The sequence below is a fragment of the Billgrantia gudaonensis genome (assembly GCF_900100195.1).
GTDB classification, from domain to species: domain Bacteria; phylum Pseudomonadota; class Gammaproteobacteria; order Pseudomonadales; family Halomonadaceae; genus Halomonas; species Halomonas gudaonensis.
The window spans coordinates 78,666-99,234 of record NZ_FNES01000013.1 but is presented as its reverse complement, the minus strand read 5'-3'; the positions used below and the strand labels follow the sequence as shown (position 1 = coordinate 99,234).

General features: G+C 67.3%; 20 protein-coding genes. 10 read left to right on the top strand and 10 right to left on the bottom strand.

What is annotated here, in order from left to right:
* Positions 1-140: 140 nt before the first annotated feature.
* Genes aceK through BLP96_RS14805 form a run of 3 tightly spaced genes read left to right on the top strand, consistent with a single transcriptional unit; the run spans position 141 to position 3,498 of the window.
* Positions 141-1,886 carry a bifunctional isocitrate dehydrogenase kinase/phosphatase gene (aceK, locus tag BLP96_RS14815; protein WP_089687537.1) on the top strand — a complete coding sequence of 582 codons (1,746 nt, stop codon included), beginning with the start codon at positions 141-143 and terminating at the stop codon, positions 1,884-1,886.
* A gap of 28 nt (positions 1,887-1,914) precedes the next feature.
* Positions 1,915-2,649, top strand: a complete 735-nt coding sequence (locus BLP96_RS14810) for an SIR2 family NAD-dependent protein deacylase (protein WP_245682276.1) — start codon at positions 1,915-1,917, stop codon at positions 2,647-2,649.
* 57 nt (positions 2,650-2,706) lie between these two features.
* A complete protein-coding gene (locus tag BLP96_RS14805; RefSeq protein ID WP_089687531.1) occupies positions 2,707-3,498 on the top strand; it encodes a tRNA-uridine aminocarboxypropyltransferase in 792 nt (263 codons plus the stop codon).
* A gap of 11 nt (positions 3,499-3,509) precedes the next feature.
* Here BLP96_RS14805 and BLP96_RS14800 read toward each other — a convergent pair whose 3' ends face one another.
* Positions 3,510-5,330 carry a sensor domain-containing diguanylate cyclase gene (locus BLP96_RS14800; RefSeq protein ID WP_089687528.1) on the bottom strand — a complete coding sequence of 607 codons (1,821 nt, stop codon included), beginning with the start codon at positions 5,328-5,330 and terminating at the stop codon, positions 3,510-3,512.
* A gap of 171 nt (positions 5,331-5,501) precedes the next feature.
* Between BLP96_RS14800 and BLP96_RS14795 the strand changes: the two genes are divergently transcribed.
* Entirely contained in the window at positions 5,502-5,909 is a 408-nt protein-coding gene (locus tag BLP96_RS14795) for a transcriptional regulator (protein WP_089687525.1), read from the top strand.
* A gap of 20 nt (positions 5,910-5,929) precedes the next feature.
* Here BLP96_RS14795 and BLP96_RS14790 read toward each other — a convergent pair whose 3' ends face one another.
* From BLP96_RS14790 to def, 7 genes are all read right to left on the bottom strand, one after another.
* Positions 5,930-7,168, bottom strand: a complete 1,239-nt coding sequence (locus BLP96_RS14790; protein ID WP_089687523.1) for a TraB/GumN family protein — start codon at positions 7,166-7,168, stop codon at positions 5,930-5,932.
* Positions 7,169-7,234: 66 nt separating this feature from the next.
* Positions 7,235-8,683, bottom strand: a complete 1,449-nt coding sequence (locus BLP96_RS14785; RefSeq protein WP_089687519.1) for a TrkH family potassium uptake protein — start codon at positions 8,681-8,683, stop codon at positions 7,235-7,237.
* 85 nt (positions 8,684-8,768) lie between these two features.
* Complete coding sequence (gene trkA / locus BLP96_RS14780; protein WP_089687516.1) at positions 8,769-10,142, bottom strand: Trk system potassium transporter TrkA; 1,374 nt, start codon at positions 10,140-10,142, stop codon at positions 8,769-8,771.
* Between the two features lie 124 nt (positions 10,143-10,266).
* A complete protein-coding gene (locus BLP96_RS14775; RefSeq protein ID WP_089687513.1) occupies positions 10,267-10,473 on the bottom strand; it encodes a dodecin in 207 nt (68 codons plus the stop codon).
* Between the two features lie 37 nt (positions 10,474-10,510).
* On the bottom strand, positions 10,511-11,872 hold the full coding sequence (gene rsmB, locus BLP96_RS14770) for a 16S rRNA (cytosine(967)-C(5))-methyltransferase RsmB (RefSeq protein WP_176761535.1): 1,362 nt from the start codon (positions 11,870-11,872) through the stop codon (positions 10,511-10,513).
* Positions 11,869-12,858: a methionyl-tRNA formyltransferase gene (gene fmt, locus BLP96_RS14765; RefSeq protein WP_089687511.1), complete on the bottom strand. Its 990-nt coding sequence runs from the start codon at positions 12,856-12,858 to the stop codon at positions 11,869-11,871. Before fmt ends, rsmB begins: the two co-directional genes overlap by 4 nt.
* Positions 12,859-12,963: 105 nt before the next feature.
* Entirely contained in the window at positions 12,964-13,476 is a 513-nt protein-coding gene (gene def, locus BLP96_RS14760; RefSeq protein WP_089687508.1) for a peptide deformylase, read from the bottom strand.
* 238 nt (positions 13,477-13,714) lie between these two features.
* On the opposite strand from def, the gene BLP96_RS14755 reads away from it, so the two are divergent.
* Genes BLP96_RS14755 through aroE form a run of 5 tightly spaced genes read left to right on the top strand, consistent with a single transcriptional unit; the run spans position 13,715 to position 18,263 of the window.
* Positions 13,715-14,761: a LysM peptidoglycan-binding domain-containing protein gene (locus BLP96_RS14755; protein WP_089687504.1), complete on the top strand. Its 1,047-nt coding sequence runs from the start codon at positions 13,715-13,717 to the stop codon at positions 14,759-14,761.
* The gene (gene dprA / locus BLP96_RS14750; protein WP_245682275.1) at positions 14,758-15,867 is read left to right on the top strand and encodes a DNA-processing protein DprA; all 1,110 of its coding nucleotides are present in this window, start codon (positions 14,758-14,760) and stop codon (positions 15,865-15,867) included. The genes BLP96_RS14755 and dprA overlap by 4 nt, the downstream gene beginning before the upstream one ends.
* Before the next feature lie 51 nt (positions 15,868-15,918).
* The gene (gene tsaC / locus BLP96_RS14745; RefSeq protein ID WP_089687498.1) at positions 15,919-16,476 is read left to right on the top strand and encodes an L-threonylcarbamoyladenylate synthase type 1 TsaC; all 558 of its coding nucleotides are present in this window, start codon (positions 15,919-15,921) and stop codon (positions 16,474-16,476) included.
* 22 nt (positions 16,477-16,498) lie between these two features.
* Positions 16,499-17,449: an oxygen-dependent coproporphyrinogen oxidase gene (hemF, locus tag BLP96_RS14740; RefSeq protein WP_089687495.1), complete on the top strand. Its 951-nt coding sequence runs from the start codon at positions 16,499-16,501 to the stop codon at positions 17,447-17,449.
* Positions 17,442-18,263, top strand: coding sequence for a shikimate dehydrogenase (gene aroE, locus BLP96_RS14735; RefSeq protein WP_089687492.1), 822 nt, complete (start codon positions 17,442-17,444; stop codon positions 18,261-18,263). Before hemF ends, aroE begins: the two co-directional genes overlap by 8 nt.
* Here aroE and BLP96_RS14730 read toward each other — a convergent pair.
* The gene (locus BLP96_RS14730) at positions 18,250-18,510 is read right to left on the bottom strand and encodes a hypothetical protein (protein WP_089687489.1); all 261 of its coding nucleotides are present in this window, start codon (positions 18,508-18,510) and stop codon (positions 18,250-18,252) included. The two genes, aroE and BLP96_RS14730, sit on opposite strands and share 14 nt — an antisense overlap.
* A gap of 247 nt (positions 18,511-18,757) precedes the next feature.
* Positions 18,758-19,558, bottom strand: coding sequence for a M48 family metallopeptidase (locus tag BLP96_RS14725; protein ID WP_089687486.1), 801 nt, complete (start codon positions 19,556-19,558; stop codon positions 18,758-18,760).
* A 117-nt stretch (positions 19,559-19,675) separates the two neighbouring features.
* On the opposite strand from BLP96_RS14725, the gene BLP96_RS14720 reads away from it, so the two are divergent.
* On the top strand, positions 19,676-20,548 hold the full coding sequence (locus BLP96_RS14720; protein ID WP_089687482.1) for an ATP-binding protein: 873 nt from the start codon (positions 19,676-19,678) through the stop codon (positions 20,546-20,548).
* Positions 20,549-20,569 lie beyond the last annotated feature (21 nt).

Here is a 20,569-nt window from a genome sequence, read left to right as displayed (position 1 = left end):
CAGTGCGACAGAGGCGTGATGAAACGATGACAGCGGCGCTGGGCGGCGTGTCGCCACGCTACAGACCGATACACCATGGTCGGCTCGCCCGCCACGGCAAAATCCGCGATGCTGGGCGCTCACGCTGTCTGGAGTCCGCCATGAAGCTGTCGCCCGCCTATCGCCTTGCCGCCACCATCCTGCATGGCTTCGACGAGTACCGTTCGCGCTTCAAGGCCATCACCGCCGATGCCAGCCGACGATTTCGCGACGCTGCCTGGCGCGAAGCGCAGCAGGCCTCCGCGGAGCGCATCAATCTCTATGCAGAGAAAGTCGACGATACCCTGGAGCGACTGCGGCGCACCTTCAGCGAGGAGGAACTGACCCACTGCGAGTGCTGGCGGGAGGCAAGGAACCACTATGCCGAGCTGATCAGCCAGCGGCTCGATTACGAACTGGCCGAGACCTACTTCAACTCACTGTTCTGCTCCGTGTTCCATCATCGCCACATTCGCAACGACTGGATGTTCGTCTACAGCTCGCGGGATGGTGCGGCGCACCGCTCGGGCATCGAGCTGTGCCGGCGCCATGTGGTGGACGGCGACTGGCAGGCAGCCGTTCGCTGGGCGCTGGCGGAGGCGCCCTTCGAGACGCCCTTCGACGACCTGGGGCGGGATACCCGCCTGGGTGCCGACTTCCTGTGCGGTCATCTGCCGGCAGTGCTGCGGGATGCCGCGGATGCCGAGGTGGAGCTGCTCGAGAGCGTCTTCTATCGCAACAAGGGCGCCTATCTGGTGGGGCGCATTCGCGGGGGTGGCGAGCAGGTGCCGCTGGTACTGCCGGTGCTGCACGATGAAGGCAAGGGGCTGCATCTGGACACGGTGCTCATCGAGCCCGATGAGGTGTCGATCATCTTTTCTTTCACGCGCGCCTACTTCCAGGTCGAGGTGCCGGTGCCCGGGGAGTTCGTCGACTACCTGCGCGAGCTGATGCCCGACAAGCCCGCCGGCGAACTCTACGCCGCCATCGGCTTCTTCAAGCACGGCAAGACCGAGTTCTTTCGCGCCCTCAACCAGCAGGTGGCCAGACGTGAGGACCGCTTCATCATCGCCCCCGGCGTGCGCGGCATGGTGATGGCGGTGTTCGTGCTGCCGTCGTTTCGCACCGTGTTCAAGATCATCAAGGATCGTTTCGATCCCACCAAGGAGATGAGCCGCGAGGACGTGCGCGAGAAATACCGCCTGGTCAAGCGCCACGACCGCGTGGGGCGCATGGCCGACACCCAGGAGTTCTCGCACTTCATCGCCCGGCGGGATCACTTCGACCCCGACTGCCTCGAGGAGCTGCTGCGCGTGGCACCTTCCACCGTCTATCTCAAGGGCGACAAGGTGATCATCGAGCACTGCTACACCGAGCGCATGATGACCCCGCTCAACCTCTATCTGGAGCAGTGCGACGAAGCCGAGGAACGTGCGGTGCTCAAGGACTACGGCAATGCCATCAAGCAGTTGGCCGCCGCCAACATCTTTCCCGGCGACATGCTGCTCAAGAACTTCGGGGTGACCCGGCACGGTCGTGTGATCTTCTACGACTACGACGAGATCTGCTATCTCACCGAGTGCAACTTCCGCCACATCCCCGAGCCGCTCTATCCCGAGCAGGAGCTCGCCGACGAACCCTGGTACTCGGTGGGGCCGAATGATATTTTTCCCGAAGAGTTCGGCCCCTTCCTGTTCGCGAACCTGCGCTTGCGCAAGCTCTTCTATACGCTGCATCCCGAGCTCTTCGATGCCGGCTACTGGCAGGGGCTGCAGCAGGCCATTCGCGACGGACGGGTGATCGACGTCTACCCCTATCGCAACAAGCAGCGCTTTGCCGGAAGCGACGGCAACGGGCTGGTCTATTGAGTCGATGCGACGTTTCGAGGAGTGGAGCTTGGGCGAGTCGCCGCGTCCCCACCTGGTCGTTCTCACCGGCGCGGGCATCAGTGCCGAGAGCGGCATCCAGACCTTTCGTGCCAGCGATGGCCTGTGGGCAGACCATTCCGTCGAGGAGGTGGCGACCCTCGAGGCATGGCACCGCGATCCCGAGCGCGTGCTGCGGTTCTACGACGCCCGCCGGGAGCAGGTGCGCCGCGCCCGTCCCAATGCTGCGCACCGGGCGCTGGCAGCCCTCGAGGCGCAGGGCTTTCGGGTCAGCATCATCACTCAGAACATCGACGACCTGCACGAGCGCGCCGGCTCGCGCGATGTGCTCCATCTGCACGGGGAGATCCTTCAGGCGCGCTCCTCGGTGGATCCGCGGTTGCGCTACCCGCTGCGGCGCGGCGGCATCCGCCTGGGTGACGTGTGCGACAAGGGCAGCCAACTGCGCCCCGACGTCGTGTGGTTCGGCGAGAGCGTGCCGCGCTTCGGCGAGGCGTGCGAAATCGCCGCCGAGGCCGACCTTCTACTGGTGGTGGGTACCTCGCTGGCCGTGATGCCGGCAGCCTCGCTGCTCGATCAGGTGGGAATGGATGTGCCCTGCGTGCTGGTCGATCCCGAAGCGCATGCCCTGGCGCCGCCGGGCGTCACGCGTTTCGATCAGCCGGCCGGCAAGGGCGTGCCGGCGCTTACGCGTCACTGGCAGCGCGAGGGGAGGCTCTGGGTGCCGGACCCGCTGAGCGGGTGACCGCAGTGTGCAGCATTGCTAGAATGCCTGGTCCCCCGTCGAGAGTCGCCCAGCATCATGTCGGATCAGCCTTCCGTCTCGGACACGCCCGAGAGCGGTGCCGTCGCCAGCGACCCCGCCACCGGACGTTCTCATGACCCCGCCACCGGTCATCCGCGCCCGCCGCGTCGCGAGTTCAAGGCCCGCGGCAGCTTCGTAGTGCGTTGCCCCGGCTGCAACCTGCCCGAGCTCAACTGCCTCTGCCCCTATCGGGTCGAGGCTCAGAGCGTGGCCAGGGTGTGGCTGCTCACCCATCCCCTGGAGCACCACAAGCCCACCAACACCGGGCGGCTGATTCGTGACGTGCTACCCGATACCCAGGTCTTCACCTGGTACCGCACGGCGCCGGACCCGGGCCTGCTGGCCCTGCTCGACGATCCGCGTTATGCCCCCTTCGTGATCTTCCCCGATGATCAGCCGGATTACGCCGACCGCGTGGTGAGCATCGAGGCCGTCACCGAGACACGGGTGGCAGGGCGCATCCCGGTGTACCTGCTGCTCGACGGTACCTGGCGACAGGTACGGCGCATCTTTCGCCGCAGCCCTTACCTCGATGCTTTCCCGGTGTTGCCGTTGCATGCTCGGCGAGAGACTCGTTATCGGCTGCGCAAGCCCGCTTCCAGCGAGCACCTGTGCACTGCCGAGGTCGCGGCCGAGCTGCTGAATCAGGGCGGCGATGCGGACGCCGCGCGGGTGCTCGACGATTATTTCGATGCGTTCAACGACAGCTATGCAGCGAGCCGGCGCTTCGAGAAAATCGCTGCGCCGACGCCGGCGATGCAGCGCCTGATGGCGCGCCGCGGCGCATGAGCGTGTCATGCTCAGGCCGTTCGCACGCGGCTTCTTCCCGCCTGCTTGGCTTGATACATCGCCAGGTCGGCACGCCGCACGATGCTCTTGGGTGTGTCGCCCGCTGACCACTGGGTGACGCCAAAGCTGGCCGAGATAGGGCCGGCGAATGGCATCGGGAGCTCGGCTATCTCGTCGCACAGCCGCCGGGCAAGGTCGGCGGCGGCATGCAAGGTGCAGTTCGGTGCGATGATCAGGAACTCTTCACCACCCCAGCGACCGAGATGGTCACTGGTGCGCAGGCGGGCCAGGGTTTCCTGCGCCAGGTGGTACAGGACCCGATCGCCGGCATCGTGTCCATGCGTGTCGTTGATGCGCTTGAAGTGGTCGACGTCGAAGAGCAGCAGCGAGCAGGGCTCATGGCTGTGCTCGCAGGCGAGCAGTTCGGCATCCAGCACCTGCTCGATGCGATGCCGGTTGGCGACCTGGGTGACGGGATCGGTGTGGGCGAGTCTCGCCAGCGTCGTATTGTGCTCCTGCAATCGCTTGGCGAGCTGGCGGGCCTGGCACAAGGTCATGTCGGCCGACAGCAGGCGGGCGAGTTCCTGTGCCTGGTGCAGGTCGGCGGGTTGCCAGGGCGGACTGGTGCCGTTGGCGGTCGCACGGCGGAATAGCATGAGCCAGCCGGTGGTGTCGTTTCCCGTCCGTAGCGGAACGGCGAGCAGACCGGCAAACGAAGGGTCGGCGGTCAACTCTCCGGCGAGCGGGGTGCTGGCCAGGTCGTGATGGCTCCAGGGGCGCCGGCGGCCGTTGGCGTCCAGGAAGCGGAGTATGTCACTCAGGGTCGATTTTTCGGGGTGGGTGCCGATGCCGTTGATCTGACCGCCCTGCGTCAACAGCATGCCGCAGGCCTGGAATATCTCGAGCCAGGTCTGGCCGGCCTCCCGCAGGCTCCGGATCGACAGATGCTGCATGCCTTCGCTGCCGAGGCACTCGTAGGCGTCCAGCAAACGCTGGCGGCGCCGCAGGTTGCTGCGCTCCTCGAGCAATTGGTGGCGCTGCCAGGCAGCTTGCGCCACCAGCTGAAGCAGCTGACGAACGGGAGGTGCCAGATAGCGGGGTATGGCACTGTATCCGATCAGCAGGCCACCGGAAGAGGGCGTCTCGTCATGCAGAGGGAAGGCCAGAACGGAGCGAACGGCACGTCGGCGCAGCTGTCGCGCCTGTCGGTCGGGAAGCGCGTGAAAAGCCAGGGAGGCATCCACCGTGGTGTCGCCGATGAGCGGTACCGGCTTCGCTTGGGTGTCCGCGACCATGCGTAGCCCCGTGCCCGCTTCGAGATCCCCGGCGCCGGGAGTGCAGTAGCGTATGCAGGCATGGGCATGGCCGGTGATCTCCTGCACTGCCTGGAGCAATACGCTTTCGAGCTGCTGCGGGTCATGGCAGGCATCGAATCGGCGTCCCCAGGCGACGCCACGGCCGGTCAGGTCGTCGTCGAGATTCTCCAGGGGCTCGATCTCGAGTGTCGCCGTGACGGCCGAACCATGCGCGGTGACCAGCAGAGACCGCTGCCGACCGGTCAGACGGCGCGAAGCGCGTGGCGTCGATGGCCGTGACAACTGATGCTGCAATGCCTCGATGAGCGATGCACCGAGCAACTGATGGGGAGAAAGCGACAGGACATCCGCCTGGGGCAGATCGAGAAAGTCCGCCAGGTTGGTGCTGGCAAGCCGGATTCGTCGCCATTGCCGGTCGACGGCCATGAGACAGCCGCACGGTTGAATGGCCCGTGGGTCGTACGCCAATGCGGCACGGTAGTCGCTCGCTACGAGATCCGTTTCCAGCGAGTCCATGGCGGTGTCCTTGGCGTGGCCCCGCCCCGGTCGAGGCCCCCGGGGCTGCCGTCGCCTGCGCTAGGTGTCTGGGCGAGTATAACATCCAACTTCATTAATTTAACCATTGGTTCACCTTATGATTCAACCGGAGTTTATCCTAGCGTGTAACACAGGCGGCACGTTGCCTCGATGAGCGACGAGTCTGCCTTTGCCGATCGACTGGCCAATGCCATGCGCGCGGCCGGTTACGAGCCACGCCCGGCCGTACTGGAACGTGAGTTCAATCTGCGTTTCTGGGGCAAGCCCGTGACGCTTCAGGGTGTGCGCCGCTGGTTGCGGGGCGAAACCCTGCCCCAGCAGGAGAAGCTCGAAGTGCTGGCAGCGTGGTTGAACGTCGAGCCGCAGGAGCTGCGTTATGGAAAGCGCGCCGTGAATCGGATTCGCGAGGCGAAGGGGCGCTGGAAATCCACGATCAGTGCCGAAGAGCGCCAGGTGCTGGAGAAATATCTGGCGCTACCGGTTGCCGAACGCAAGGTGGTCGCCCAGGTCATCGATGCCTTCTACCGAGCCAGGCAATCGACGGGCGACGAGGAGTAAGCCGGACTCGCACCGTTGGGTTAGCCGGGCAGTCTGAGCAGGGCGTCGGCGATACGGAAGCCGGCGATCCAGGTGCCGGCAGCGGAGCCCAGCGTGGCGAACAGGAATACCAGAAGGGTCCGCGAGACCCGGTTGCGCCACCAGCCCTTGAGCGCGGTGACGTCATGGCGCAGGGTCGAGAAGTCGCGCACCTTGGGCTTGCGCAGCAAGAGTTCCACGCCGGCGGCGACGAAGCCGGCGCCGATGGTGGGATTGAGCGAGGTGAGCGGGGCGGCGACGACGGTAGCGGCCACCGTCAATGGGTGGGCCAGGGCGAACAACGTGGCCACGCCAGACAGCACGCCGTTGATCACGAACCATTCGCCGATCAGCTGCCAGCCGAGTTCGGTGTTACGCGAAAAGCCGATGGCGAAGCCGGTCAGCACCAGGGCCGTCACCACCCAGGGCAGTGCGCGCCACAGGCGCGATGGTGGCGGGGTGCTCTCCAGCGCTTCGCGCTCGGCGGTGGGCGCCTCCGGGAGCGGCGACTCGAGCTGCTCGGCCATGCCCTTGAGGTGACCGGCACCGATCACCACCAGCACGTGACGATAGCGCCCGGGCGGTGCCTGCTCGGCCAGGCGCAAGACCATGTAGCGGTCGCGCTCGCTGATCAGCGGCGTGAACAGCGCCTCGGACTCGGCAGCGAACTCGCTGAAGGTGGACTCCAGGACATCGCCCTCTTTCAGCCGCTCGATCTCGTCGCTCGATACTTCCTGGCGCGATAGCACGCTGCCCAGCAGACCCGAAAACAGCGAGAAGCGCTGCCACCAGGGCACGTTGTGGTAGATGCGCTTCAAGGTGATGCCGACGTCGCGGTCGATCAGCAGCAGCGGCAGTCCGTCGCGGCGCGTCTCCTCAAGGGCGGCGCGCATCTCGGCGCCGGGCTCGATGCCCGACTGTTCGGCCACCCGCTGCTGGAAAGCGCCCAGCGCCAGGCTGGCGGCCACCATGCCGGCCTTGCCCTGGCGGAAGATGGCGAACAGGTCTTGCTCGGCCAGGGCGTCGGGGTTGCTGAGATTCTGGTGGCGCGAATCGCACAGTTCGATGGCCACGGCGTCGAACTCACCCGAGCGAATCAGGCTGCGCACGTCTGCGGCGCTCTCGGCCGAGACGTGGGCGGTGCCCAGCAGAGTATAGCGACTGCCCCCCATCTCGATGACGCGGTGGGGGCCGCTGATGGCGGGCTGGGAGGCGGTCGTGGGTTCCTGGGAGTCGGTCATGACGGCTCGAGACTGAGGGCTGAAGAGTCGATTATCCATGAAGCCTGCCGGCGGGCCAAACCTCGGCTACTTGCGCCAGAAGGCCGGCGTGAACAGTACCAGCACGGTGAATATCTCCAAGCGGCCGAGCAACATGGCCACGATCAGAATCCACTTGGTGACGGTGGGCAGGTCGCCGTAATGGGCGCTTGCCTCACCCAGTGCCGGGCCCAGGTTGTTGAGCGCCGAGCCCACCGTCGACCAGGCGGTGACCTGATCGACGCCGGTGGCCATCACGCCGACCAGCATCAGGAAGAACAGCAGCAGGTAGACCGAGAAGAAGCCCCACACCGCCTGGGCGATGCCGTCCGGCACGCTGACTTTGCCCACCTTGACCGATATCACCGCGCTGGGGTGGATCAGGCGCATCACCTCGCGCATGCCCTGCTTGAGGATGAGGATGATGCGGATCACCTTCATGCCGCCGCCGGTGGAGCCGGAGCAGCCGCCCACGAAGGCGGTGACGAAGAGCAGGAAGGGCAGTGCGCCCGGCCAGGCGGAAAAGTCCGCCACCGCGAACCCCGCCGTGGTGGCGACCGAAACCACTTCGAAGAAACCGTGACGCAGGCCGCGCTCGACGCCGTATTGTTCGGTGAGCCACAGCGACACCACGGTGATCACCGTCAGTCCGGCCAGGAACAGCAGCAGGAAGCGCGCTTCGGGATCCTGCACGTAGTGCTTGAGCTGACGGCCGCGCCAGGCCAGGAAGTGCAGGCTGAAGCTCATGGCGGAGACGATCAGAAAGGCGGCACAGATCAACTCGATGGCGGCGCTGTCGAAATGGCCGATGCTGGCGTCGTAGGTGGAGAAGCCCCCGATGGCCACGGTGGAGAAACTGTGGCCCAGGGCATCGAACCAATTCATGCCGGCCGCCATGTAGGCCAGCATGCAGGTCAGCGTGAGGGAGGCGTAGATGTACCACAGCGCCTTGGCCGTCTCGGTGATGCGCGGGGTGAGCTTGGAGTCCTTCAGCGGTCCCGGTATCTCGGTGCGATAGAGCGCCATGCCGCCGACGCCGAGGGTCGGCAGGATCGCCACGGCCAGCACCACGATCCCCATGCCGCCCAGCCACTGCAGCTGCTGGCGGTAGTAGCGGATCGACTCGGGCAGATGCTCGATGCCGGTGATCACCGTGGCCCCGGTGGTGGTGAGCCCCGAAAAGGACTCGAAGACGGCATCGGTGAGCGATAGCGCCGAATCGCCGGCGAACATCAGCGGCAGCGAGCCGAACAGCGCCAGCACGCTCCAGAACAGCGCCGCGATCAGGAAGCCGTCGCGGGTGCGTAGCTCGCGGCGTGCGTGGCGGTTGGGCAGATACATCACCGCCCCTGTCGCCACGGTGATGCCGATGGCGATCAGGAAGTCCTGCCACATGCCGTCGGCGAACAGCCAGGAGATGAGAATCGGCGGCACCAGGGTCAGGCTGAACATCATCAGCAACAGCCCGAGGATGCGCAGGATCATGCGCAGGCTCATGGCGTGCCCCCTCGGACAGGGAGCGCGAGCGTTGCGGGCCGCCGCATCGTCTCGCGGCTCGGCATCGGCAGAGCTGGCAACCGCATCAGAAGAACGTCAGCCCGACCTGGAAGAGACGCTCCACTTCGCGGATGCGTCGCTTGTCGATGACGAAGAGGATCACGTGGTCGCCGGATTCCACCACCACGTCGTCGTGGGCGATCAGTACTTCCTTGCCGCGCACGATGGCACCGATGGTGGTGCCGTTGGGCAGATCGATCTCGCCGATGGCACGCCCCACCACCTTGGAAGACTGGGTATCGCCGTGGGCGATGGCCTCGATGGCCTCGGCGGCGCCGCGGCGCAGCGAGTGGACGTTGACGATGTCGCCGCGCCTGACGTGGGTCAGCAGGCTGCCGATCGTGGCCTGCTGGGGCGAGATGGCGATGTCGATCTCGCCGCCCTGCACCAGGTCGACGTAGGCGGCGTTGTTGATCAGCGTGAGCACCTTCTTGGCGCCCATGCGCTTGGCCAGCATCGACGACATGATGTTGACCTCGTCGTCGTTGGTCAGCGCGCAGAAGATGTCGCAGTCCTCGATGTTTTCTTCCTCGAGCAGGCGCTTGCTGGTGGCGCTGCCGTGCAGCACCACGGTACGGTCGAGGCGTTCGGAGAGCACCGTGCAGCGCTCGATGCCGTGCTCGATGATCTTCACCTGGTGGCTGTGCTCGAGGTGTTCGGCGAGGCGCTCGCCGATGTTGCCGCCGCCGGCGATCATGATGCGGCGGAAGTCGCGGTCGACCCGACGCAGCTCGCTCATCACCGCACGGATATCGCGGCGTGCGGCGATGAAGAACACCTCGTCGTCGGCCTCGATGGTGGTGTCGCCGCGCGGGATGATCGGTCGGTTGCGGCGATAGATGGCCGCGACGCGGGTGTCGACGCTAGGCATGTGTCGACGCAGAAAGCCCAGTTCCTGGCCCACCAGGGGGCCGCCGTAGAAGGCCTTGACCGCTACCAGCTGCACCAGGCCACCGGCGAATTCGAGCACCTGAAGGGCGCCGGGGTGCTCGATCAGCCGGCGGATGTGGTCGGTGACCACCTGCTCGGGGCTGATCAGCACGTCGATGGGGATCGCCTCGTGGGCGAACAGCCCCTTGCGGGTGAGGTAGGCCGTGGCGCGGACCCGGGCGATCTTGGTGGGGGTGCGAAACAGAGTGTGGGCCACCTGGCAGGCGATCATGTTGACTTCGTCGCGGCTGGTCACCGCGATCAGCATGTCGGCGTCCTCGCAGCCGGCCTGGCGCAGCACCACCGGGTAGGAGCCGGGCCCCACCACGGTGCGGATGTCGAGCCGGGTGTGCAGCTCGCGCAGCTTGTCGCCGTTGGTGTCCACCACGGTGATGTCGTTCTCTTCGCGGGCCAGGTGTTCGGCCAGGGTGCCGCCGACCTGGCCGGCACCGAGAATGATGATCTTCATTGTGTCGTTGTCCGCTGTCCGGGGCGCCGGAATCGACGACGGCGCACCTTGTGCGCCGCAATACAGTAGCGGCTAGCATAAACCAGCCGCCCGTTGGGGAACAGTCCTGCCCAGGCAGCGGGTTTCAGTCGAGGGTGAAGCCGATTCGCAGGGTGACCTGCCAGTGAGCCACGCGGCCATGCTCGATGTGGCCGCGGGTATCGGTGACCTCGAACCAGCGCATGCCGTGCAGCGTCTCGGAAGCCTTGACGATGGCGTTGTTGATGGCGTCTTCGATACCCAGCTCCGAGGAGCCGGTGAGTTCGATGTGCTTGTAGACGTGGTGGCTCATGGCGCCTCCCCGTTGGCATGTGACGGATTGGGACGGTTTAGATGGCCGCCTTTTTCAGTCTGGCATAAAAGAAGCCGTCGTGATGGTTCGCTGTCGGCAGCAGTTGACGTCCGGCGCCGGCGGAGCGGCCCCAGCTCAGGTCTGCCGGCGTCGTGTCCTGGGCATCGGGGGTGCGCGACAGGAAGTCGTCGATCCGTTCGCTGTTCTCTTCGGGGAGCACCGAGCAGGTAGCGTAGACCAGCGTGCCGCCCGGACGCAGCAGTGGCCACAGGCTGTCGAGAAGACGCCGCTGCAGGTCGGCCAGTTGGGCGATGTCCGAGGGGCGGCGCAGGCGTTTGATGTCGGGGTGGCGGCGGATGACGCCGGTGCCGGAGCAGGGAGCATCGAGCAGGATGGCGTCGAAGAGGGTACCGTCCCACCAGCGATGCTGGGTGGCGTCGTCATGCACGAGAGTGGCCGAGAGGCCGAGACGCGCCAGAGTGTCCTCGACCCGAGCCAGGCGCACGGCATCGCTGTCCAAGGCGACGAGCTCGATGTCGAAGAGTTCCAGCAGATGGGCGGTCTTGCCGCCGGGGGCGCAGCAGGCGTCGAGCACGCGGCCACCAGGGCGTGGCGCCAGGACCGGGCCGAGCAGTTCCGCAGCGAGCTGCGCGGCTTCGTCCTGCACGCTGACGTCACCCTCGGCGAAGCCCGGCAGTGCCTGGACGTCGCAGGGCGTCTCCAGGGTCAGGCCATCCGGCGAGTGGAGGCACAGGCGTGCCTCGAACCCGGCATCGGCGAGGCGCGCCAGATAGATTTCGCGATCCACGCGGCGGCGGTTGACGCGCAGCGTCATCGGCCCCGGAACGTTGTTGGCCTCGGCAATGGCGCGCCAGTCGTCGGGCCAGGCCTGGCGCAGCGTCTTGAGCAGCCAGCGAGGATGCAGCAGTGCCACGGCCGGATCGCGGTCCACTTCGGCCTGCAGGGCGGCGGATTCGCGCTGCAGGCGGCGCAGGCAACCGTTGATCACGCGCGTGGCCCACTCCTTGCCGAGTAGGCGGGCGGCGCCGGCGGTCTCGCCAACGGCGGCATGCGCAGGGATGCGCAGGTAGAGCAACTGATGAATGCCCAGCAGCAGCAGTGCCTGGACATCGGCGTCGCGAGCCTTGAAGGGGCTCTTGAGCAGCCGGTCGGCGAGCGCCTCCAGGCGTGGCAGGGTGCGGCAGGTGCCGTAGCAGAGCGCCTTGAACAGCGCCCGGTCGCGGGCCACCACCTGATGGTCGTCGAGGTCGTTGAGCGATCCCTTGCCGGCGATCACCGGCGCCAGAGCCCGCGCAGCGCTGGCGCGCACGGCCTGGCCGCCGTCGGTCATCTCGCCGTGTCGAGTGCCGTTTCGTGAATGCGGAGTGGAGCGAGTCATGGCTGGTTTTCCTGGCTGGTGGCGCCCAGCGGCTGGCCAGGGGCCAGGCTGGCGTGACGGGCGTTGAGCAGGTCGCGGGCAGGAAGCGGCTTGCCGCCGGGTAGCTGGGCGCGAGTGACGCGCAGGACCTCGCTACCGGTAGTGCCGCAGGCGATGCGCAGTGCATCGGAATCGGGGGCCAGCAGGGTTCCGGGGAACGGCGCCGACTCTCCGGCGCGAGGGGCGCTCGCTTCGGCCATCAGCAGGCGCAGGCGGGCATTTCCCAGGCCACACCAGGCCACCGGCCAGGGGTTGAAGGCCCGGATCTTGGCGGCCAGCCGTTCGGCGGGCGCATGGAAATCCAGCTCGGCCTCGGACTTGGAGAGCTTGGCGGCGTAGGTAGCGCCCACCGAGGGCTGCGGGGTGGCGGAGAGCGACCCCTCCGCCAAGGCGTCCAGGGCCTCGACCAGCGCTTCGCCGCCGAGCCGGGCCAGGGTGTCGTGGAGCTCGCCGCCGGTGGTGGTGGCGGTGATCGGCGTGCGCCGTACGAGCAGCATGTCGCCGGTGTCCAGCCCTTCGTCCATCTGCATGATGGTCACGCCGCTCTCGGCATCGCCCGCCTCGATGGCGCGCTGAATGGGGGCCGCGCCTCGCCAGCGCGGCAGCAGCGAGGCGTGGACGTTGAGGCAGCCCAGCCTGGGGATCTCCAGCACCGCTGGCGGCAGGATCAGGCCGTAGGCCACCACCACCATGACGTCTGCGTCGTGGGCGGCCAGTTCGTCCTGTACCGCGGTGGTCTTGAGACTCTCGGGCTGGAGCACCGGCAGGCCGTGGGTGCCCGCCAGCCGCTTGACCGGGCTTTCCGACAGCTGCCGGCCGCGACCGGCGGGGCGGTCGGGCTGGGTGTAGACGGCGGCGACGGCGTGACGACTCTCGAGCAGTGCCGTGAGGCTCTCTGCGGCGAAGTCTGGCGTGCCGGCGAAGATGACGCGCAGGGATCGGGACATGTCTCGGGCCTTGCCGGTGAGCGGAGGGCCCATGATAACGGAGGCGGCCCCAACGACGAAGGCCGGGGTGTGACCCCGGCCTTCGCGAACGGTGAATGCACTCTCTCAGGCGGGCTGCATCTGCTTGTGGCGCTTCTCCATCTTCTTGCGCACGCGGTCGCGCTTGAGCGGCGAGAGATAGTCGACGAACAGCACGCCTTCCAGGTGATCGCACTCGTGCTGGATGCAGTGGGCGAGCAGACCGTCGGCCTCGAGCTCGTAGGGCGTGCCGTCGCGGTCCAGCGCCTCGAGGTGGACCCTGAGCGCACGTGGCACCTCGGCGTAGTATTCGGGAATCGACAGGCAGCCCTCGGACATGGGCTCGCGCTCGTCGCCGAGCGGAGTGACCTCGGGATTGATCAGCACCAGCGGTTGATTGCGGGCATCGCTCACGTCCATGACGATCACGCGACGATGCACGTCCACCTGGGTGGCGGCCAGGCCGATGCCGTTGGCGTCGTACATGGTCTCGAGCATGTCGTCGACCAGCTGGCGGACCGCGTCATCGACCGCCTCGACCGGAGCGGCTCGGATACGCAGTCGCTCGTCGGGAAACTCGAGGATGGGTAGTTTGGCCATGGCGTTGGTATCACCGTTATGCTTGATTCAGGGGATGGCCTTATTCTAGGTGGTCTAGGCCAGCGGGGAAACCACTGTGCCTCGCATGTGGGCCATAGCATGCGACTATAGCATATCGACCCGATCGGGCCGGTACGGTTCCGGTCACGAGGGCCTGGGAGACTCGATCTCGACCAGCAAGGGGATGGCAGGGATGAAGGGGAGCACAAGCGGGAAATGCGTGCGGACGAGCCTGGCGATGCTGGCAGTGAGCGTTGCGCTGGGCACGGCATCGGCCTGGGCCCAGGCACCGAGCTGGGATCGCGGACTGCGCGACGAGGCGCCCGAGCGCTATACCGTGGCGCGCGGTGATACCTTGTGGGACATCGCCGGGCGCTTCCTGCGACACCCTTGGCAGTGGCCCGACGTGTGGCGGGTCAACCCGCAGATCGAAGACCCCCATCTGATCTACCCTGGCGACACGATCGTTCTCTACGACTGCGATGGCCGCCCCTGCCTGGGCCTGGAACGCGGCCAGAACGTAGTGCGTCTGTCGCCGGAGGTGCGGCGCATCCCCCCTCGCGAAGCGATCGCGCCGATCCCTCTGGAGACGATACGCCACTTCCTGCGCGATCATCGCGTAGTCGATGACCCGGAGAGCCTGGAAGAGCTGGCCTACGTGGTGGCCGGCGACGACCGGCGTATCGTCAGCGGCGCGGGCGATCGTCTCTATGCTCGCGGCGAACTGGCCTCGGGGGCACGCTACGGGGTCTACCGTCGCGGTGAGCGCTACGTCGACGAGGCAACCGGTGAAGTGCTGGGGCTCGAGCTGGAGAGTATCGGCGAGGTGCGCCGCGAGCGTCAGGAAGCGGACATCGTCGTGCTCGAGGTGACCGCCGCCAGCCGCGAGATTCGCGACGACGACATCGTGCTGCCGCTGGAGAGTCGTGAACTGGAGCGCGAGTTGCTGCCGCGCCCGCCCGACAGCGAGATCGATGGCCGCATTCTGGCGGTGCCCGGCGGCGTGCGCTTCGCCGGCCGCCTGCAGGTGGTGACCCTGGACCGTGGACGACGCGATGGCCTGGCGCCAGGCCACGTCCTGGCCGTCGAGCAGCGTGGCGAACAGGTTGCCGACCCGCGGACCGGCGAGGCGCTGAGACTGCCCGGTAGCGAAGCGGGCCTGGCCATGGTCTTCCGCGTTTACGACAAGCTGAGCTACGCCTTGATCATGCGTGCCACGCGAAGCCTCGAGGTGGGGGATCGAGTCCACAACCCGGCTTCTCTCGTCGGGCGCGCGGGGCGGTGAGTGCCGTGCCTGGGCGGCTACCGCCGTTACGCGATTGGCTGGCGCTCGTTCGCTTGCCCGGTTTGGGCAGCACACGCCTGGCCGAACTCTGCGACGCTGCGCCGGCCTGGCCCGACGGCTGGCTGGCGCGGCTGCCCCGTGAAGCGGCCACGGCACTGCGCCTGTGGTTGGATCACCCCACCCGCAGCCCGATGAGGGCGCAGATCGAGGCCGACCTGGCGTGGAGCGAAAGCGCCCCGTCTCGCCACCTGCTGTATCCGGGAGATCCCGCCTGGCCGACACTGCTCACCCAGATCGCCGATCCCCCGCCACTGCTGTGGGCCGAGGGCGACCTGGCGGCGCTGCTGCCGCCGGCGCTGGCCATCGTCGGCTCCCGGCGCCCGACCCGCGAAGGGTTGGCCAACGCCGCCGCTTTCGCCCGGGAGCTCGCCGGGCGCGACTGGGCGGTGGTCAGCGGCATGGCGCTGGGCATCGACGGCGCCGCCCAGCGAGCCGTGCTCGATGCGGGCGGGCGCACCGTTGCCGTGCTGGGCTGTGGCGTCGACGTCATCTATCCTCCGCGGCACGCCACCCTTCACCATCGTCTACGCGATGAGGGCGGCCTGCTGCTCGCCGAGCACCCGCCCGGCACCCGCGCTCGCGCGGGCTTCTTTCCGCGACGCAACCGCATCGTCACCGGACTCTCGCTGGGGGTGCTGGTGGTCGAGGCAGCCGAGAAGAGCGGCTCGCTGGTGAGCGCACGGCTGGCCAGCGAGCAGAATCGCGAGGTGTTCGCCCTGCCGGGCTCCATCCACAATCCCCAGGCACGAGGTTGCCTGCAGCTGATCCGCCAAGGGGCGGTGCTGGTGCGCGGAATCGACGACATCCTGGAAGAGCTTTCCCAGTGGGCGGCGGTGCACGTGCCCACGCCAGCGGTACGAGCCGCTCCCGAGACGAGTCGCGACCCGCTGCTGCGCTGGCTCAGCGATACGCCAGCGCCGCTGGATTCGCTGGTGGCGTTGACCGGGCTCGACGTGCCGGAGTGCCAGCGTCGCCTGCTCGAACTGGAGCTCCAAGGCTGCGCGGCGCAGGCGCCGGGTGGCTGGGTGCGTCTGTCGGGGGCGTGATAGAATCCTTGCCCATTCACGCGTCGTCGCGTCGACTTCCGAGGAGTGTCCATGAGCCAGGCCAGCCAGATCGAGCATGCCGTTGCCGCCCTGCGTCGGGGCGGCGTGATCGCTTACCCTACCGAAGCCGTGTGGGGGCTGGGCTGCGATCCGGATGACGATGCGGCGGTGGCTCGGCTGTTGCGCCTCAAGGCGCGCGACCCCGCCAAGGGCCTGATCCTGGTGGCAGCCAGCATCGCTCAGTTCGCCCCCTGGCTCGAGCGCCTGCCGCCAGCGCTGCATGCCCCTCTGGTGGCCAGCTGGCCGGGCCCCAACACCTGGCTGGTGCCCGACAACGGCCGTACCCACGCCTTGGTGCGCGGCGCCCATGATAGCGTGGCGCTGCGCGTCAGCGACCATCCGGGAGTGATCGCGCTGTGCGAGGCATTCGGCGGCCCCATCGTCTCCACCTCCGCCAACCGTGCCGGCGAGGCGCCAGTCACCAGCGCGGCGGCGGTGCGCGAGGCCTTCGGCGATGCGCTCGATGCCATCGTTCCCGGCGAGCTCGGCGGGCTCGAGCGGCCCAGCACCATTCGCGATCTGATCAGCGGCCGGGTGCTGCGCGGCTGAAACCTGGCATTCGGGAGGGTGCATGTCCCAGGCCAACCTGGAAGACGTCGAACGCTACCTGCTCGACCTGCAGGAGCGCCTGTGCGACGCCCTGGCTGCCGAGGACGGTGGCGCCGGCTTTCGCGAGGACGCCTGGCAGCGCCGCGAAGGCGGCGGCGGGCGCTCGCGGGTGATCGAGAACGGCGCGCTGTTCGAGAAGGCCGGGGTGAACTTCTCCCACGTCTTCGGCGAGCGCCTGCCGCCCTCGGCCACCGCCGCGCGACCCCAGCTCGCCGGGCGCAGCTTCCATGCCGTGGGCGTCTCCTGGGTGCTTCATCCCGAGAATCCTCACGTGCCGACCAGCCACGGCAACGTGCGCTTCCTGATCGCGGAGAAGGCCGGAGAGGCACCGGTGTGGTGGTTCGGCGGCGGCTTCGATCTCACCCCCTACTACCCGGTTCACGATGACGTGGTGCATTGGCATCGCGTGGCCCGAGATGCCTGCGCGCCCTTCGGTGCGGACGTCTACCCGCGCTTGAAGGCGTGGTGCGACGACTACTTCTATCTCAAGCACCGCGACGAGCCGCGCGGGGTCGGCGGGCTCTTCTTCGACGACCTCAACGAATGGGGCTTCGAGACGAGCTTCGGCTTCCAACGCGCCGTGGGCGATGCCTTTCTCGACGCCTACCTGCCCATCGTGCAGCGCCGCCGCACCACCCCTTGGAGCGCGCGCGAGCGCGACTTCCAGCTCTACCGCCGCGGCCGCTACGTGGAGTTCAATCTGGTGTGGGACCGCGGCACCCTGTTCGGCCTGCAGAGCGGCGGGCGCAGCGAGTCGATCCTGATGTCATTGCCGCCGCTGGTCAGTTGGCGCTACGACTGGAAGCCTGAGCCGGGCAGCCCGGAAGAGCGCCTCTATCGAGATTATCTGCGCCCCCGCGACTGGCTCGGCGAGGCCGAATCGAGCGACGGATCGAGGAGTTTTCATGATTGACCGCTACTGCGTCTTCGGCCATCCGGTGGCCCATTCCCGGTCGCCGATCATCCATGCCGCCTTCGCCGAACAGACCGGTGAAGCGATCGATTACACCGCCATCGAGGCGCCGCTCGACGACTTCGCCGGCGCCTGGCGCGCCTTCGTGGCCGAGGGAGGCCGCGGCGCCAACGTCACCGTGCCCTTCAAGGAGGAGGCCTTCCGGCTGTGCGACACCTTGAGCCGTCGTGCCCAACGCGCCCGGGCGGTGAACACCCTGATCCTCGGCGGCAACGGCGAGACGTATGGCGATACCACCGATGGCGTGGGGCTGGTGCGTGACCTGGTCGATCACGGCGTCGCATTGGAGGGGGCCCGGATTCTGGTGCTGGGTGCCGGGGGCGCGGTGCGCGGCGTGCTGGAGCCGCTGCTCGCCACCAGGCCGGCCAGCCTCTTCGTGGCCAACCGTACCGCCGAGAAGGCAGCGGAGCTGGCCGAGGACTTCACCGACCTGGGCGATATCGCCGGCGGTGGCTTCGATGCCGTGGCCGGCCCCTTCGACGTGGTGATCAATGGTACCAGCGCAAGCCTGGCCGGTGATCTGCCGCCACTGCCCGAAGACCTGTTCGCCGCGGGGGCCACCGCCTACGACATGATGTACGGTGCCGAGCCCACGGTCTTTTTGCAGTGGGCCGCCGAGCGCGGTGCCCGTTGTCGAGACGGCCTGGGCATGCTGGTGGAGCAAGCCGCGGAGTCGTTCTTCCAGTGGCGGGGCAAGCGCCCCGACACTGCCCCGGTTCGGGAGCTGCTGCGTCGCTCGCTCAGCGCTTCCTGACGTAGAAGCGCGCCATCACCATCACCAGCCCTGCCACCGACAGCCCCATGCCGCCGTTGACCAGCCAGGGCGCGCGCTCCACCCAGGGCACGAAGGGTTGGCGCGTGTCGCGGCACACCCCCTCCAGGTAGTCCCAGTGCCCACCGTCGATCAGGGTGCATTCGCGCACCGCCGACAGCTCGTGAAAATAGAGGCCCATCAGCGCCAGGGGCGGCACGATCAGCAGTAGCAGTCCGAGTTTCAGCATTCGCTTTCCAAAAGTGAGGAGGGTTTGGGGAAGCGCTGATTCATGTCGCAAGCGAAGTGAGGTTGGTCGCCGCCGGAGCGCAGAACCGAGCGAAGCGACAAACATCCGGAGGATGGCCCCGAAGGGGGAGAAACCGAAGGTTTCGAATCAACCGGGGTGTAGCCTGCTACATGAGGATTCCGACGGTCCGACGCTTCGGCACCGCCGGCGATCAAGATATCGAGCGTAGCAATGAATCAGTGTTTCCCTAGGGGCGAGGGCAATTGGGCGTCCGCCCAGCGCTGCGCGCCTGCTCGTAGCGCGACATCGCCTCGCTCATCTGCGCTTCCAACCCGCCGATGCGCTGGCCATGGCTGGGGTGGGTCGACATCCATGCCGGCGGCTGGCCGCCGCCCTGGGCGCTCATGTTTTCCCACAACGCGATGCTCGCACGAGGATCGAAGCCGGCATCAGCCATCAGCATCAGGCCGATCGAGTCGGCCTCGCTCTCATGGCGCCGCGAGAAGGGCAGCAGGATGCCGTACTGGGCGCCGAGGCCCAGGGCTGCCATCATCTGCTCGCCGCCGGGGCCTTCGAGGCCGGCCGCGGAGCCGAGCGCCGAGATGCCGATCTGGGTGACGGCCTGGTTGGAAGCGCGCTCGTTGGCGTGACGGGCCAGCACGTGGCCGATCTCATGGGCAACCACCGAGGCCAGTTGGTCCTGAGTCTCGGCGATCTCCAGCAGCCCCGTGTTGACCCCCATATAGCCGCCGGGCATGGCGAAGGCGTTGGCCTGCTCGGATTCGAAGACACGAATCTGCCAGTTCTGATTGCGCTCGCGCTCGGGCAGCACGTCGACGATGGCGCTGGCAATGCATTCCGCATAGCGCTGCGGTGCGCCGCCCACCGAGGGAAGCTCCTTCTGATACTGGGCGAAGGCCTGCTGCCCCATCTGATCGAGTTGCTGGTCAGACATCAAGGTGAGCTGCGAGCGGCCGGTGGGCGAGGTGGTGCAGGCAGTGAGCGCGATGGCGAGGGCACCAACGGCGAGGCAGTGAGTCCAGCGCATGGTAGGGGCTCCTATCGGTTCCAGATTCCTATGACTCTGGACGGGGCGACCGGGTTCGCCACAAGATACCCTGAACGCCTGCCAGGTCAACCGCCCGATACGGAAAAGGAGCATGCCATGGACGCCGAGCTGAGCCGTCGCCTGACCCGCTTGTTGGATCACGTGGAGCACTGGCTGCCGCCGGCACCCCAGGAGGTCGACTGGTCGCGCGACGTGGCCGCGCTGTGGCAGCGCCATTCGCTGGGCGGCCACCTGCTGCCGGTGCCGCCTCGGGATGCCCTGAGCCTGGGCGATCTGCTGGGCATCGAACGCCAGAAACTGGCGCTGGTCGACAATACGCGTGCCTTCTTGCAGGGATTTCCGGCCAACCACGCTCTGTTGTGGGGCTCGCGGGGCAGCGGCAAGTCGTCGCTGATCCGGGCGTTGCTCAACAGTCTGGCACCGGAGGGCCTACGCCTGGTGCAGGTCGACCGTCACGATCTGGGCAGCCTGCCGCTACTGGTGTCTCAGCTGCGCCGCCACGAGCGGCGTTTCGTGGTCTACTGCGACGACCTCTCCTTCGAGGGGCACGACGATGCCTACAAGGCGCTGAAGAGCGTGCTCGACGGTGCGCTGACCGGGCCGCCGGAAAACGTGCTGCTCTATGCCACTTCCAACCGCCGCCATCTGCTGCCCGAGTCCCTGGACGACAATCAGGCCTCACAGCTGGTTGGCGACGAACTGCATCACGGCGATGCCGTGGAAGAGAAGATATCGCTCTCCGACCGTTTCGGGCTATGGCTGGGTTTCTACCCGTTCAACCAGGATACCTACCTGGAAGCCTGCTGCCACTGGGTGACCCAGCTCGGCCATGCCCACGACTGGAACGCCGAGGCGCGTGCCGAAGCGATCCGCTTCGCCACCCTGCGCGGCGGGCGCAGCGGTCGCGGTGCCTGGCAGTTCGCCTGCGAGTGGGTGGGACGGCGTCGCCTGCATGAGGGGCGGCGTTGATACGCCGCCCCTCACGACCGG

Excerpts from the sequence above, each read along its gene's own strand:
- aceK (WP_089687537.1), top strand. The coding sequence starts at position 141 with ATGAAGCTGTCGCCCGCCTATCGCCTTGCCGCCACCATCCTGCATGGC.
- BLP96_RS14805 (WP_089687531.1), top strand. The coding sequence starts at position 2,707 with ATGTCGGATCAGCCTTCCGTCTCGGACACGCCCGAGAGCGGTGCCGTC.
- BLP96_RS14800 (WP_089687528.1), bottom strand. The coding sequence starts at position 5,330 with ATGGACTCGCTGGAAACGGATCTCGTAGCGAGCGACTACCGTGCCGCA.
- BLP96_RS14795 (WP_089687525.1), top strand. The coding sequence starts at position 5,502 with ATGAGCGACGAGTCTGCCTTTGCCGATCGACTGGCCAATGCCATGCGC.
- BLP96_RS14790 (WP_089687523.1), bottom strand. The coding sequence starts at position 7,168 with ATGACCGACTCCCAGGAACCCACGACCGCCTCCCAGCCCGCCATCAGC.
- BLP96_RS14785 (WP_089687519.1), bottom strand. The coding sequence starts at position 8,683 with ATGAGCCTGCGCATGATCCTGCGCATCCTCGGGCTGTTGCTGATGATG.
- trkA (WP_089687516.1), bottom strand. The coding sequence starts at position 10,142 with ATGAAGATCATCATTCTCGGTGCCGGCCAGGTCGGCGGCACCCTGGCC.
- BLP96_RS14775 (WP_089687513.1), bottom strand. The coding sequence starts at position 10,473 with ATGAGCCACCACGTCTACAAGCACATCGAACTCACCGGCTCCTCGGAG.
- rsmB (WP_176761535.1), bottom strand. The coding sequence starts at position 11,872 with ATGACTCGCTCCACTCCGCATTCACGAAACGGCACTCGACACGGCGAG.
- fmt (WP_089687511.1), bottom strand. The coding sequence starts at position 12,858 with ATGTCCCGATCCCTGCGCGTCATCTTCGCCGGCACGCCAGACTTCGCC.
- def (WP_089687508.1), bottom strand. The coding sequence starts at position 13,476 with ATGGCCAAACTACCCATCCTCGAGTTTCCCGACGAGCGACTGCGTATC.
- BLP96_RS14755 (WP_089687504.1), top strand. The coding sequence starts at position 13,715 with ATGCTGGCAGTGAGCGTTGCGCTGGGCACGGCATCGGCCTGGGCCCAG.
- tsaC (WP_089687498.1), top strand. The coding sequence starts at position 15,919 with ATGAGCCAGGCCAGCCAGATCGAGCATGCCGTTGCCGCCCTGCGTCGG.
- hemF (WP_089687495.1), top strand. The coding sequence starts at position 16,499 with ATGTCCCAGGCCAACCTGGAAGACGTCGAACGCTACCTGCTCGACCTG.
- aroE (WP_089687492.1), top strand. The coding sequence starts at position 17,442 with ATGATTGACCGCTACTGCGTCTTCGGCCATCCGGTGGCCCATTCCCGG.
- BLP96_RS14730 (WP_089687489.1), bottom strand. The coding sequence starts at position 18,510 with ATGCTGAAACTCGGACTGCTACTGCTGATCGTGCCGCCCCTGGCGCTG.
- BLP96_RS14725 (WP_089687486.1), bottom strand. The coding sequence starts at position 19,558 with ATGCGCTGGACTCACTGCCTCGCCGTTGGTGCCCTCGCCATCGCGCTC.
- BLP96_RS14720 (WP_089687482.1), top strand. The coding sequence starts at position 19,676 with ATGGACGCCGAGCTGAGCCGTCGCCTGACCCGCTTGTTGGATCACGTG.